At 62.6% G+C, this 12,938-nt stretch carries 8 protein-coding genes and 1 pseudogene; 4 read left to right on the top strand and 5 right to left on the bottom strand.

Features of this window, described 5'->3' with window-relative positions; translation table 11 throughout:
* The first annotated feature begins 112 nt into the window (after window positions 1-112).
* Window positions 113-1,153, top strand: a complete 1,041-nt coding sequence (gene dinB / locus KQ661_RS16655) for a DNA polymerase IV (RefSeq protein WP_235726999.1) — start codon at window positions 113-115, stop codon at window positions 1,151-1,153.
* A 228-nt stretch (window positions 1,154-1,381) separates the two neighbouring features.
* Window positions 1,382-3,514, top strand: a complete 2,133-nt coding sequence (locus KQ661_RS16650) for a carboxy terminal-processing peptidase (protein WP_216689358.1) — start codon at window positions 1,382-1,384, stop codon at window positions 3,512-3,514.
* 419 nt (window positions 3,515-3,933) lie between these two features.
* Here the strand turns inward: KQ661_RS16650 and KQ661_RS16645 are convergent, their stop codons facing one another.
* Both KQ661_RS16645 and KQ661_RS16640 read right to left on the bottom strand, forming a co-directional pair.
* Window positions 3,934-4,821: a transposase gene (locus KQ661_RS16645; protein ID WP_216727544.1), complete on the bottom strand. Its 888-nt coding sequence runs from the start codon at window positions 4,819-4,821 to the stop codon at window positions 3,934-3,936.
* A 47-nt stretch (window positions 4,822-4,868) separates the two neighbouring features.
* Window positions 4,869-5,312, bottom strand: a complete 444-nt coding sequence (locus KQ661_RS16640) for a helix-turn-helix domain-containing protein (protein ID WP_216727543.1) — start codon at window positions 5,310-5,312, stop codon at window positions 4,869-4,871.
* A gap of 75 nt (window positions 5,313-5,387) precedes the next feature.
* Here KQ661_RS16640 and KQ661_RS16635 point away from each other — a divergent pair.
* Together KQ661_RS16635 and KQ661_RS16630 are read left to right on the top strand one after the other, a co-directional pair.
* Window positions 5,388-5,573 (top strand): annotated as a pseudogene (locus KQ661_RS16635) (ATP-binding protein); the annotation flags it as partial.
* 120 nt (window positions 5,574-5,693) lie between these two features.
* Complete coding sequence (locus KQ661_RS16630; protein ID WP_216727542.1) at window positions 5,694-6,347, top strand: HAD family hydrolase; 654 nt, start codon at window positions 5,694-5,696, stop codon at window positions 6,345-6,347.
* Between the two features lie 235 nt (window positions 6,348-6,582).
* Here the strand turns inward: KQ661_RS16630 and KQ661_RS16625 are convergent, their stop codons facing one another.
* The 3 genes from KQ661_RS16625 to KQ661_RS16615 form a co-directional block, all read right to left on the bottom strand.
* The gene (locus tag KQ661_RS16625; RefSeq protein ID WP_216727541.1) at window positions 6,583-8,481 is read right to left on the bottom strand and encodes a CocE/NonD family hydrolase; all 1,899 of its coding nucleotides are present in this window, start codon (window positions 8,479-8,481) and stop codon (window positions 6,583-6,585) included.
* A 173-nt stretch (window positions 8,482-8,654) separates the two neighbouring features.
* Window positions 8,655-11,954, bottom strand: a complete 3,300-nt coding sequence (locus KQ661_RS16620) for an AsmA-like C-terminal region-containing protein (protein ID WP_216727540.1) — start codon at window positions 11,952-11,954, stop codon at window positions 8,655-8,657.
* 238 nt (window positions 11,955-12,192) lie between these two features.
* Entirely contained in the window at window positions 12,193-12,903 is a 711-nt protein-coding gene (locus KQ661_RS16615) for a hypothetical protein (protein ID WP_216726513.1), read from the bottom strand.
* Window positions 12,904-12,938: the final 35 nt, after the last annotated feature.

Raw genomic sequence — 12,938 nt, 5'->3', positions numbered from 1 at the left:
TACTCGCTGGAAACAAAGATTCCGCCTTCCGCGGCCGCCCTTTTATTTTTTGTTGGAATAAACAGTAAAAATAGTGACTGCCAGCTCTATTCGCAAAATTATTCATTTGGATATGGATGCATTTTATGCTTCGGTGGAGCAGCGCGACCACCCCGAGCTGCGCGGCCGGCCCGTGGCGGTGGGCGGTGCGCGGGAGCGGGGCGTGGTAGCGGCGGCCAGCTATGAGGCCCGGCAATTTGGGGTGCGCTCGGCCATGCCGAGCGCCACGGCGCTGCGCAAATGCCCGGAACTGGTGTTCGTGCCGCCGCGCTTCGCGGCGTATAAGGAAGTGTCGCGGCAGATTCGGGCCATCTTCGCCGAGTACACGCCATTGATTGAGCCCGTGTCGCTCGACGAGGCCTACCTCGATGTGACGCTCAACCTAAAGCAGATGGATTCGGCTACCCAGATTGCGCGGGAAATCCGGGCCAAAATTCTGGCCGAAACCGGGCTCACGGCCTCGGCGGGTATTTCGTATAATAAATTTCTGGCCAAGCTGGCCTCCGACTACCGCAAGCCCAATGGGCAGTTTGTGGTGCGGCCCGCGCAGGGGTTGGCCTTTGTGGCAGGGCTGGCGGTGGGCCAGTTCCACGGCGTGGGCCCCGTGACGGCGGCCCGCATGAACGAGCTGGGCATCTTCACCGGGGCCGACTTGCGGGCGCAGACGGTGGCCTTTCTGCATCAGTACTTTGGCAAGGTGGGGCGCTACTACTTTGCCATTGCGCGGGGCGAGGACGAGCGGCCCGTGGTGGCCGACCGCCTGCGCAAATCTATGGGCTCGGAAACTACTTTTGGGCAGGATTTGCACGAATTTGCCGACCTGCTGGAGGCTCTGCAGCCGCTGTTGGAAGACGTGTGGGAGTATTGCCAGCGCAGCGGCATCCGGGGCCGGACGGTGACGCTGAAGGTGAAATTCGGCGACTTCCAGCAAATCACGCGCAGCCGCAGCGGCGTGGGCCTGGTGCCAGGGCCGGAGGTGCTGGCCCGCATTTGCCGCGAGCTGGTGGAAGGGCTGTTTCCGCTGGAAAAGGGCGTGCGGCTGCTGGGCGTCACGCTCTCCAACCTGAGCAATGCGCAGGAGGGGGCCGGCCGGCAGCTCACGCTGAGCTTCTGAGGGCTTCCGCACTGCTGCCGGCATGCGTCGCAGACGCGCGCCAGCAATCCGTCCAGCAATCCGTTCCGCGTCCGCATTTCGCAACCTTTGTCGGTTCTTTTTCGACTTTGGGAGCAATTATTGGTGCGATTCTGGTTAGGGAAGCAGCATCTTTACCCTTTGGCCCGTCAGGGCGCAGGTATCGGCCCCGGCCAAACCCACTTTCCTTTCTTCATCAGCCCTTTTCGCATGCAATTCCCCCGCTTCAAACTGGGATTATATTCCACCTCCGTGCTGGCCCTGCTGGGGCTGGCTTCCTATTCCGTGTACCAGGGCACACCGACGCGTGACCAGGTAGTGCTCGGCGTGATGATGCAGGGCCTGAACCAGCTTCATTACCAGCCCGAAAAGATTGACGACCAGTTTTCGCAACGTGTGTACGACTTGTATATCAAGCGCATAGATGTGAACAAGCAGCTGCTGCTGGTGCCGGAAGTGGCCCAGCTCAGCCAGTTCAAAACCAAAATTGACGATGAGATACGCGGCGGCAGCCACGAGTTTCTGGATGCTACGAGCCAGCTGCTGGCCAAGCGCATGCCCGAGATTCAGGTGCTTTACCGCCAGCTGCTGGCCCAGCCCTTCGATTTTTCGGTGCAGGAAAGCTGGGAAACCGACCCCACCAAGGCCACCTACGCCGCCAATGCCGCCGAGCAGCGCGAGCAGTGGCGCAAGATGCTGAAGTACCAGACCCTGGCCCGCCTCTCGGAAATGATGGACGAGGAGGCCAAGAAGAAGGACAAACCACTGGCTGCCAACAAAGTTGGTGCCTCGCCAGCCACCACCACCGACAAAACCCGCACGCCCGCCGAGATGGAGGCCGAGGCCCGCAAGCGCGTGCTGAAATACTACGACGACGTATTTATCGACCAGCTGCAAACCGATGCTAACGACCGCCTGGCCGTCTTCGCCGAGGCCATTGCCAATAGCTACGACCCGCACACGGACTATTTCGCACCCATTGCCCGCGAAAACTTCGACATCACTATGAGCGGCCGTCTGGAGGGCACGGGCGCGCAGTTGCAGGAAGACGGCGGCAAGCTGAAAGTGGTCGACATCGTGGCCGGCTCGGCTTCGTCGCGGCAGGGCGAGCTGAAAGTGGGCGACCTCATCCTACGCGTGGCGCAGGGGGCCGCCGAGCCCGTGAGCGTGGAAGGCATGCGCTTCGATAAGGCCGTGAAGCTCATTCGCGGGCCGAAGGGCACGGAGGTGCGCCTCACGGTGCGCAAGCCCGACGGGGCTACCCAGGTCATCCCTATCATCCGGGATGTGGTGGTAATTGAGGAAACCTACGCCCAGTCGGCCCTCATCAAGCAGGGCGGCCGCACGTATGGCTACCTCAACCTGCCCGGTTTCTACGCCGATTTCAGCGGCAAGGGCGGCCGCAGCAGCGCCGCCGACGTGAAGGCTGAGCTGGCCAAGCTCAGCAAGGAAAACGTGGCCGGCGTGGTGCTCGACCTGCGCTACAACGGCGGCGGCTCGCTGCGCGACGCCGTGGACATGGGCGGCCTGTTTGTGCCCACCGGCCCCATGGTGCAGGTGAAAACCAGCCGTGGCCCGGCCCAGCCCGTGGCCGATACCGACCCCGCCGTGCAGTATGCCGGCCCACTGGTGGTGCTGGTGAACAAGTACAGCGCCTCGGCTTCCGAGATTCTGGCGGCCGCCATGCAGGACTACCAACGCGCCATCATCTTGGGCAGCACTACCTATGGCAAAGGCACGGTGCAGCAGGTATTTGACCTGGACAATGCCGTGAACGCGCAGGCCAGCGGCCTCAAGCCCCTGGGCTCGCTCAAGCTCACCATCCAGAAATTCTACCGCGTGAATGGCGGCTCGACCCAGTTTAAGGGCGTGACGCCCGACATTACGGTGCCCGATGCCCTGGCTTCCTTCGCCAAGGGCGAGCAGGAATCGGAATACCCGCTGCCCTGGGATGAGATTGCGCCCGCCGCGTTTCAGCCTACCAATACCCTGCCGGCCCTGGCCACGCTGAAGGCCAACAGCGCCGCCCGCGTGGCCGCCAGCCCCGGCTTCAAGCTCATTACCGAGGCCGCCCAGCGCGCCACCGCCCGCCAGAAGCAAACCATGCTGTCGCTGAACCTGGCCGCTTACCGCACCCAGCAGGTGGAGGCTCGGGCCATCAACAAGCAGCAAACGGCCGCCCAGAATGCCCTAGCCGTGCTCGACGTGGCCGCTCTGCCCGCCGATGCCCGCCCGGCATCCGACTCCACGGCCGCCAAGCGCCTCGCCCGCTTCCTCAAGCCCCTGCGCAAAGACCCCGCCCTGGCCGAAGCCGTGGCCGTGATTGGCGACGAGCTGAAGTAGGCTGAAAAGTAAATCTCACGAAAAAGCCCCCGCTGCGGAATCGCAACGGGGGCTTTTTCGTGGAGCGCTACCGAGAACCCGCTAGTAAGTAGTCACGCAAAAGTAACCGTAGCCAAAAAAGGTGGTCATGCTTCGACTGCGCTCAGCATGACGTTCTCGATTCCGTACGCTTACTCCTGCACGACTACAGTCTGCTGCGAAGCAGCAGTCAGTAACTCACGTCGCTGAATGTGCCGGTGATGGTTTTGCTGTCCGAAGAGATGGCGGCTCTGCCCGTGAAGCTGAAAGTGCCGGAAGCATAGCGGGGGTATGGGGGCGTGCTGAAGACGGAGGTGATGGTGAGGGTGCCGCTGGCCGGAGCCGGGGGCGTACTCAGGCGAGATGCAGGCAGTTTTTCATGGCGTGGAAAGGGTCGGGAGTTAAATGTGGCAACGACCAACGAAAAATCCTAACGTCCTGATATGCAAGGGGACGTGCTCAGCGCAGCTGAAATGGCCGCAGTATTTTCCCGTTGGGATTTCCTTTAAGACTGACGCCGTTATACTCATCACGAAGTGGTTTGCAAAACGCAGTATGGTGCGGGGCAAGCCCTGTTGCGTGACGGGTACAACAAATGCATCGAGCCGCAACGCGGCGATACGTTGGTAGATAATGAAATAGTGTTCTACCGACTTAGTTTTGCTGGTTATTTTCGTTAATTCTGCGTACCTGTTTTTCAATTTATCCCGGGCTTTTTCGGTCGTGAAAGACCAATTGACTTTGACGGCGGCCGCATTGCGTTTAGCCTCCCAACAGAGGGCTTCCTCTTCGAGGCGTTGCTGGGTGCCGATGCGGCGGTCGAGGCACTGGCGGGATAAGGCCGAAAACTCGATTTTGGCCATGTTGAGCCAAGACCCGTGCTTGGGGGTGAAGTGGAATTCGAGCCGGTGGCGCAGGTCGCGGGCCGTATCCAAGGGCAGGTGTTCGTAGAAAGCCCCGTAGGAATGGGTCGCGTAGTTGTCCTGGATGAGCTTGATTTTGGGGGCGTCGGGGTAGTGGGTTTGCACGAGCCAGTCCATAAATTGCGCGTAATCGGCCTTGGTTTTGGTCGTCGTGACCTGCAAATAGCGTTGGCCCGTGTCGATGTTGTAGGCCAACAGGACGTTGTAAACGCCTTTGCGCAGGTATTCCTGGTGTTCTTTGGCGTTGGGTTTGGATGGTATCGGGGTTAGCACCTGGTCGAGCAGTTGGCAGGGGCGCTCATCGAAGCACAGGCGCACCACGCCCGCTTCGGCCGGTTGCTGGTACACGTCGGGCACGTCCTCCATGTTGGCTAGGTATTCGCCCGTGATGGTGCCAATGCACCACATTTGTTTCAGCCAGGGTTTGAGTTTCCTTTTTTTAAAACTTGTCGAATCGATTCATTCGAAATCTTGTCAATGCAGTCGAGCGAAATCAGCTTTTCGTTAAGTAGGGACAAGGTCCAACGGGCCGCGCCAGTCGGTAACTCACTGCAAGACAAGCTTGTAATACGGGCCTCCAGGGTGGCCGTCACCTTTCGGGGCTGCCCGCTGCGGGGGCGCTCTTCCAGCGCCCTGTCCAGTCCTTCGGCCAGGTAACGCCGCTTGATACGGTGATACTGGCTGTCGGAAATGCCCGCGCTGGCTTGCACCTGCGCCGCACTTTGTCCCTCCCCCATCAACAGCAGCGCCCGCGCCCGGGTGATTTTGCGGCTCTTGTGAGTGCCTTTTTTGACGATAGCCCGCAGTCGAGATACGTCAGAGGCAGGTAAACAAACCGGTTTTGCGAGGCGAGCCATCAGGGGAGCGTAAAATGAAAAATAACTAACAATTGGCATCGCAATTAAGTTGGCAGAACACTAGTAGAGGATAATGGCTTGGGATTCAATATGCATTGGCATCAGGATGAACTGTTTCAGCTCTTCCGTCGCTTCCACACCCACACCGAGGGTACGGGCGTGGGCCTCTACCTCATCAACTGCATTACGCAGGGCAACGGCGGGCGCATCGAAGTAGAGAGCGAAGTGGGCGAGGGCACCTCGTTTCGGGTGTATCTGTAGGAAGAAGGAACTTCCAGCCCGTCATGCTGCGCTGCATGACTGTCATTGTGCCCGCTGTATGACGGCTTTTATAGCATTGCGTGCCGTTCTTTGCGCCTATCAAAGACCCCGAATTCTCCTATGAAAGCCTTTATCTTCGACCTCAACGGCACCATGGTGCACGACATGGAGTACCACACCCGCGCCTGGCAGCAGCTCTTCAACGAAGACCTGGGCGGCCGTTTCAGCTGGGACGAGGTGAAGCCCCAGATGTACGGCAAAAACCGCGAAGTGCTGGTGCGCATGTTCGGCCCCGACCGCTTCACGGGCGAGGAGATGGACCGGGTTTCGCTCGAAAAAGAGCGGCGCTACCAGCGTGAGTTTCTGCCGCACCTGGCGCTGCTGCCGGGTCTGATGGAGCTGCTGGAGCAGGCCCATCAGCAGGGCATTCCCATGGCCATCGGCTCGGCTGCCATCCCGTTCAATATTGATTTTGTGCTCGATAACCTCCAAATCCGGCACTACTTCCAAGCCATCGTGAGTGCCGATGACGTGACAGTGAGCAAGCCCAATCCCGAAGTTTTCCTGCGCTGCGCCGAGCTGCTCGGCGTGCCGCCCGCCAGTTGTATCGTGTTCGAAGACGTGCCCAAAGGGGCCGAAGCCGCCCACAATGCCGGGATGCAGGCCGTGGTGCTCACCACTACCCACTCCGAAGCCGAGTTCGCGCACCTGCCCAACGTGCGGCACTGTGCTCCGGACTATACCGATGCCTTCATGCGCGGGCTGGTGGCGTAGGCAGTGCTGGATAGGTTGGGGCTGGCAGTGTGCTGGCGCGAGTTTAGCGCAGCGTAACTCGTGACTTATTATTCGGGGGAGGCTGGGTCTCCCATAGAACGGCCCGCTGGAACGGGGCGGCCGGCTTGCCGCTGGCGCGGCAGGGGAGGCCCAGCCTCCCCGTCATGGCGGGCACGAGTTACGCTACGCTAAACTCGCGCCAGTGACGCGCGGACTCGCAGCCTCCACGGTACAGCTACGGCAGCACCGAAACCTGCACGGCCGAGGGGTGCCCCGCGTCGTGGTACAGCCGGATGGTGGCTTTCTGAAAATCCTTCGCATCGGCCGTGGCAATGGGCACGAAGGTTTGCGGGTTGCGGTCGACGAGCGGGAACCAGGTGCTTTGCACCTGCACCATCATGCGGTGGCCTTTGGCGAAGGTGTGGAGCACGTCGGGCAGCTCGTATTTCACCTTGGTGGGCTGGTTGGGTTTGAAGGCTTCGGGCCGGGAGAAGCTGTTGCGGAAGCGGCCGCGCATCACCTCGGCGCGCACCAGGCGCTGGGTGCCATCGGGCTGCTCGTCAATTACTTTCACGACGAAGTCGGCATCGGTGCCGGAGGTGCTCACCCACAGGTCGGCGGTGAGGGGGCCGGCCAGGGTGAGGGCATCGGGCAGGGTTTCGGTTCGGAAGGTGAGCACGTCGGGGCGCTTGGCAGCGAAGCGCTGGTCCTCAATCATGTACTCGGTGTTGCGCTCGCCGTGGATGCCGTCGGTGTAGGGCACGGGGTTGGCCGGGTCGCTAAGGTATTGGGTGTACTCTGAGGCAGGAGTTATTTTCATGTCCTTCAAGCGGCGGGCTTCAGCTTGGCTCTTAAGGTCCGTTTCGGTAGCAAAAGCCAACCCTCCAGCCTTCTTGAAATATAGCTTCCCCTCCGTAGCCGCTGGCGGCCAGGCCGGGTAGGTTTTCCACTCGTTGGTGCCGGTGTTGAACACTGTGGCTTCAGCCGGATTAAAGCTGCCTTTGTCTTTCAGGTAGAAGTTGAAAAATGGCGTTTCCAGCGTTTTGCGGAAGGTATCGGCGGTGTTGGAGCCGAAGCTGAGCGGGCCGAACTTGCTCCAGTCGGGCCGGGCCCAGGCACCGTGGGTCCAGGGGCCCATCACGAGGCGGTTGGTAGCGCCGGGGTTCTGCTTTTTGATGGCCTTGTAGGTGTTCAGCGCGCCGTATAAGTCCTCGGCATCGAACCAGCCGCCTACCACCAGCACAGCCGGTTTCACGCCCGTGAGGGCGGTGCGAATGTTGCGAGCTTGCCAGTAGGCGTCGTAGGTTTCGTGCTGCTGGTACTCGTTCCAGATGCGGGCGCGGTTGTTGAAATACTTCGGGCCGTTGGCGTTTTTGATGGGTCCGAGGTCGAGAAAAAACCTATAGGCGTCTTTCGTCTCAAACTTGAATAGCGGCTTATACTCCGCCACCGGCTGGGGGCGCGGCACGTCGAAATAATTCGTGAATTCGAAGTTGTCGAGCAGGAAAAACGCGCCTTTGTGCCGGGCATCATCGCCGATAAACTCATCCGTGACCGGGGCCTGGGGCGACACGGCTTTCAGGGCCGGGTGGGCGTTGGGCAGCGCCGCCGAGGCGTAGAAACCGGGGTAGCTGATGCCCATCATGCCCACGCGGCCGTTGTTGTTGGGCACGTTCTTCAGCAGCCACTCGATGGTGTCGAAGGTGTCGGTGCTTTCGTCGTGCCGCACGGTGTTGCCGCGCGCAGTGGTGCCCGCCGGTATAGCCGGGGTCATTTCCTCAAACTTGCCCTCGCTCATGTACCGCCCGCGCACATCCTGATACACAAAAATGTACTTCTCGGCCGACAGTTCCCGGCTGGGGCCAGGACCGCGCGGGCGGTACTTCTGCTCCCCATACGGCCCGGCCGAGTAGGGCGTGCGCGTCATCAGAAACGGGTAAGGCGTGGCCGTGGAAGCATCTTTCGGCACGTAGATGATGGTGTAGAGCTTCACGCCGTCGCGCATGGTAAGCTGGCGGTCGAGCTTGGTGTAGTTGTCTCTGACGAAAGCAGAATCCTGGGCGCGGGGTGCGGTTTGGGCCCGGGCGGCAGGAGCGGCGGCCAGCAGCAGAAAGGCGAGAAGCAGGCGAGACATAAGGGGGGAGCTGTATGAGAAGTTGAGCACGGAACAAAGAACGGTACGGCGGAGCGCAGAATACCGGTCTGCCCGGCCGAAGTCGGCACGTTATGGGTAACCTGAAGCCAACTCGTTCCGGTAAACAACGACAACCGGTCATACCGCTTAGGACGGTCAGACCGGGTGCCCCCTCAGCGCAGCATCTGCACCGTGGTGTCGAGGCGCTGGGTGCGCAGGAAGCTGCGGTACTGCTCCTGCAGGCGGGTCATGGCGTTGCGGTGCTCGTCGCGCTGAAACAGGCGCACCTTGTACTTCTCACCGGGGGCCGTGCGGCGCAGGCTCACGTAGGTGAGCTTGCCGGTTGATTTGCTCACCCTGGACCCGTTTTGGATACGCTCCACGCGCTTGCCGTTGTTGCCGAACAGGGCTTGCAGGGGCTTGAGGCCGATGAAAAGGCTGGTGGCCCCCTCCAGGCCGTAGTGCCCGCTCACTTCGAGGTTGCTCAGGTTGCTGTTCAGGTGCAGGCCGGGGATGATGACCTGGCCCTGCGCCAGCACGAACTCGGCCCGCACGGGCTCGAAATACAAGTGGCCGGTGCGCTCGGATTTCATGAATTTCAGGGCCTCCATCAGGGCTTCCACGTTGATGAGCTCCAGGTCGCGGATGTCGGTTTTGAGGTAGCCGGCGGTTTGGGCCAGGGCGGGCAGAAAGGTGGGGCCGAGGTCGGTGTGGATGTCGGCCATGCCCCGCAGGCTGCCCTGGATATTGCTGCCGCCCAACACGCTCAGGCCCATGCTGGTAGCGGTGGCAAACAGGGCCGGCAGCTGAATGTCTTCCAGGCGCACCTGTAGCTGGGTGGGGTGGTGGGCCCGGTTGGCGGTGCTGCGCATGTAGCCGCTCAGGCTGAGGTGGCCCTGCAAGCCATCGAAGGAGCAGTTGTCGAGCCGGGCCTCGCCATCGAGCAGGTGCGATACCAGCCGGAACCGGCCGCCGCTCAGCACCCCATAGTGCACGTTATCAGCCTCCACGCGCAGCACGGCGCTCAGCACGCCGTTGGAAAACAGGGAGGGGTTGCCGGGCAGGCGCTGCCGCTGGGCGCGGCGCTCGGCCCGGCGCTCGGCCCGGGCCAGGGTGCGGGCGGTGGGCACCGTATCGGTATGCGCGGTGAGGCTGGCAATGAGGCCCAGCAGGCGCTGCACGTCGAGGGTGGTGTAGCGCAGGGTCAGGTCGGTATCGGCGGCGGTGAGGTGCAGGCCCTCCACCTGGGCCGTGCCCGAAGCCTCGCCGTGACCGCCCTCGGGCGTGAGGAAGCGCAGGTAGGGCATGCGCAGCGTGGGGCCGCTTTTTTCGAGCTGCAGGCTCACCTGGCGCATGCTTTCATCCTCGGGCAGGTCTACCCGGTCAATTTCGAGGGTGAGCTGGCCGTTGGCCGACAGCAGCAGGTCGCGCAGGGCCGGGCTGGCCCCGCCGGGCTTGCGGCGGCTGGCGCGGTCGGGGGCCGGCCGGGGCGTGGGGCGGTTCAGGCGGGTGAGAAACTGCAAGTAGTTGATGGCCGCGAAGTGCACGCCCACATGGTACTGCACGGGGGCCACACGGTTGTCGGGGTCGGTGGGCCACTGCACGTCGCCGCGCACGTCGCCGCCCCACATGCGGCCCGCCAGGTGCTGAAGCTGCACCCGCTGGCCATCGTGCCGGATGGTCACGGCCAGGTTGCTCAGGGTATCGGTGGCCAGCAGCAGGCGCTGGCAGCGCAGGCTCACATCGAGCAGCAGGCCCGGCGGAATAAGGGCGCTGCCCAGGGTGGCGGCCAGCTGCGCCTTGTCGCGCGGCCGGCGGCTGGGCTTGGGCAGGCTGGTGGGCGCAAAGTCCTCGCTGCCAGCGCGGGGCACGGGCTGCATGAGGGCCCGCAGCTGGGGCACCCGCAGCTCATCCACGGCAAACCGGCCGCTGATGCTGGCCGTGGGCAGCTTGCCATTGAGGTAGCCCAGCAGGTTGACCGTGGTGGCCGAAGCCTGAAACCGTATGTCGTTGAGCACGCCGGAGGCATTGGTCAGGTGCCAGAGGCTGTCGCGCAGGCCCACCTGCACATCCAGGCCCGAGATGTCAGCCCCGCGCGCCGGCAGCACCAGCGAGGCCTGGTGCAGCGCAACCGTGCCGCGCAGCGACAGCGGCCGCTGCGGCACAGCAGGGGCGGGGCGGTCGGCGCGGGGCGGAAGCAGGCCGCGCAGGCGCACGTCTACATCGGCGGTGCCGCCCCGGGCCTGCCAGCGGTCGGAGGCCAGCAGGGCGGCCAGCTCGGTGAGCTCGGTGCGACCCCGGAAGCGGCCGTCCAGGAAGGGGCGGCGGAAGTTGCGCAGGGTGAGGGCTACGTCGAGCTGGCCGGCGGCCGAATACACCCGGCAGCGCCGCAGCGTGAGCACCGTGGAGCGGATATTGTGCTGCGGGCCATTATCGTAGGTGCCCATCAAATCCCAGCGTCGGATGTGGCGGGCGGGCTCGGGCCATTGCAGGCTGGCCCCGCGCAGGCTGAAGGTGAGTACGTTGCGCGGCGTCACCTTCGGCCCGCTCAGGCCCGTGATGGTGTAGTGAATGTGGGCCTTGCTGGGGCTGGTGGTGCCGGTGAGGTAGGGCTCGAGGCGGGGCGGCAGGGCGGCGTGCAGCACGTCCACGAGGGGCTGATTGCCCACGAAGCGCAGCGCCATCGTGGTGCCGGTGGGCTGGTCGGCGGCCACAGTGTGGGTGCCGCTCACTGTAATGGTGTCGCCGTTGAGGGTGGCGCGGGTGTGGTAAATGAGGCCCTGGCGGTTGGCAAAGGTGTATTTGTAGTTCACCCAGGCCATCACGGGCTCGCGCTCAAACAGGGTGCCGGCACGGGTGCGCAGGTAGCTCAGCTCGCCGTCGAGGGTGCCGCCCACGCGCAGCACTCCGTCGCGCAGCCGCGCCTTTAGTTTGGCCTGCCGCACCTGCACCCCAAAGGCCCCCCGCGAATACCCGTTGTGCGAGCTGAAGCGGAAGTTGTTCACCAACAGCTCGTCCAGCTTCAGGTTGAGGGTGGGCGTGGCGCCGGTGCCCTTGCGGCGCTTGCCGCGCAGGCCCCAGGCACGGCCCAGCGAATCGACCCGCTCCTGAAAATCAATGTCGCTGATTTCGACCCGCGCCACATCGACCCGGCCGCGCAGCAGGCTGAGCAGCTCCACCCGCAAATCGGCGCGCCCGATGCTGAGCACCGGCACCGATTTTTGAAACGAAGTATCCGTGAGGGCGAGGTGCTGGATGGAGGCTGTGAGGTGCGGAAAATCGCGCCAGGGCGATAGCTCGACCCGAAATGGAGCCAGCACCAGCTCCGAATTTTGCGTGAGGCCCTGCCGCACTTTTTGGGTCACCAGGCGGCGGGCATATTCACTGCCCCGCAGCCACACGGCCAGTCCCGCGCCCAGCACGGCCAGCAGCAGCACCAGTGCCAATACTCGTCGTAGGGTGAAGAATCTCATAAAATACCGGGTGCGCGGCGGGGCTGCCACGAGCTAAAGGAGCCAATGTAGGGCAGCTTATGCGAAAGTTTCTGGTTGCTGGGTTAGGACTTACGCAGTTGACGATTTTTTCCAGCCGCGAAGCGGCGACACGTTGGTCGTAAAGAATTGCAGAACCGAACAGAGCCGCAAAGCGGCGGCATCCTGTTCCGGCAATATGTGCCGCCGCTTTGCGGCTGTTCGCCTACGCAAGTTCTGGCTATTCTTCGGCCGGTACGGCGGCGTCGGCGTGGGTGGTGGCCTCGTAGGTGTCGGCGTACTTAAAATCTTCCAGCCAGTAGGCCGAGCTCACTACGTCGAAGGTGATGGAGTTATCCGTTTTTTCCTTCGTGCTCAATTGCCAGAGCATCGATTTCGCTTCCTCGAACTTGTCGCCTTCCACCTGCGACGAGAACAGGCGGTTAATCAGCGCATTGGCTGGCAGGCCGGGCGCGAGCAGGCGCACCAGCGGCGCGGCCGGCTCATCAGCAAATAGGGCCAGGTCGGCGGGGTTTTCGGCGGTGCATTTCACCTGGAACTCCACGGCCTTGGTGGCCGGGAAGGTGCCGTTGTAGGCATCGTGCAGCAGCTGCGTGGCCTGGTAAAAGCCCTTGTGCAGCGGCAATTCGGGGTTTTCTTCCCAGAGCTTCTCGGTGAGCATCTGGTGGCTCAGGTTTTCAATCTGGCCGGCATTCAGCTCTTCCGGATACAAGTAGCCCAGCACCACTTCGGCCGCCTCGCGGGGCTCCAAATCGGTGAAGGACATGAGGCACATTTCCTTCAATTCGGCCTCGCTGATGGCGTCCGGATTGTCGTAGTTCATCTTCACCAACAAGGCTTTGTAATCTGAATTCTGCCAGGTATTGGGCAGCTCGGTGAGGGTGGCGAAGGTGAGGCGCTCAACGGTGAATTTGGGGGCGGGGGTCAGCATATATTAAAAAAGGGAAAGGCGGCGCGGGGCCGCCG

Origin of the sequence: Hymenobacter siberiensis (assembly GCF_018967845.1) — a bacterium.
GTDB classification, from domain to species: Bacteria; Bacteroidota; Bacteroidia; order Cytophagales; family Hymenobacteraceae; genus Hymenobacter; species Hymenobacter siberiensis.
Note: the sequence above shows the minus strand (reverse complement) of the source record. Positions and strands in the feature narration are given on the sequence as shown.

What these genes read in the sequence shown, in the direction of transcription:
- dinB (WP_235726999.1), top strand. Translation starts at nt 113, where the DNA reads ATGGATGCATTTTATGCTTCGGTGGAGCAGCGCGACCACCCCGAGCTG.
- KQ661_RS16650 (WP_216689358.1), top strand. Translation starts at nt 1,382, where the DNA reads ATGCAATTCCCCCGCTTCAAACTGGGATTATATTCCACCTCCGTGCTG.
- KQ661_RS16645 (WP_216727544.1), bottom strand. Translation starts at nt 4,821, where the DNA reads ATGGAGGACGTGCCCGACGTGTACCAGCAACCGGCCGAAGCGGGCGTG.
- KQ661_RS16640 (WP_216727543.1), bottom strand. Translation starts at nt 5,312, where the DNA reads ATGGCTCGCCTCGCAAAACCGGTTTGTTTACCTGCCTCTGACGTATCT.
- KQ661_RS16630 (WP_216727542.1), top strand. Translation starts at nt 5,694, where the DNA reads ATGAAAGCCTTTATCTTCGACCTCAACGGCACCATGGTGCACGACATG.
- KQ661_RS16625 (WP_216727541.1), bottom strand. Translation starts at nt 8,481, where the DNA reads ATGTCTCGCCTGCTTCTCGCCTTTCTGCTGCTGGCCGCCGCTCCTGCC.
- KQ661_RS16620 (WP_216727540.1), bottom strand. Translation starts at nt 11,954, where the DNA reads ATGAGATTCTTCACCCTACGACGAGTATTGGCACTGGTGCTGCTGCTG.
- KQ661_RS16615 (WP_216726513.1), bottom strand. Translation starts at nt 12,903, where the DNA reads ATGCTGACCCCCGCCCCCAAATTCACCGTTGAGCGCCTCACCTTCGCC.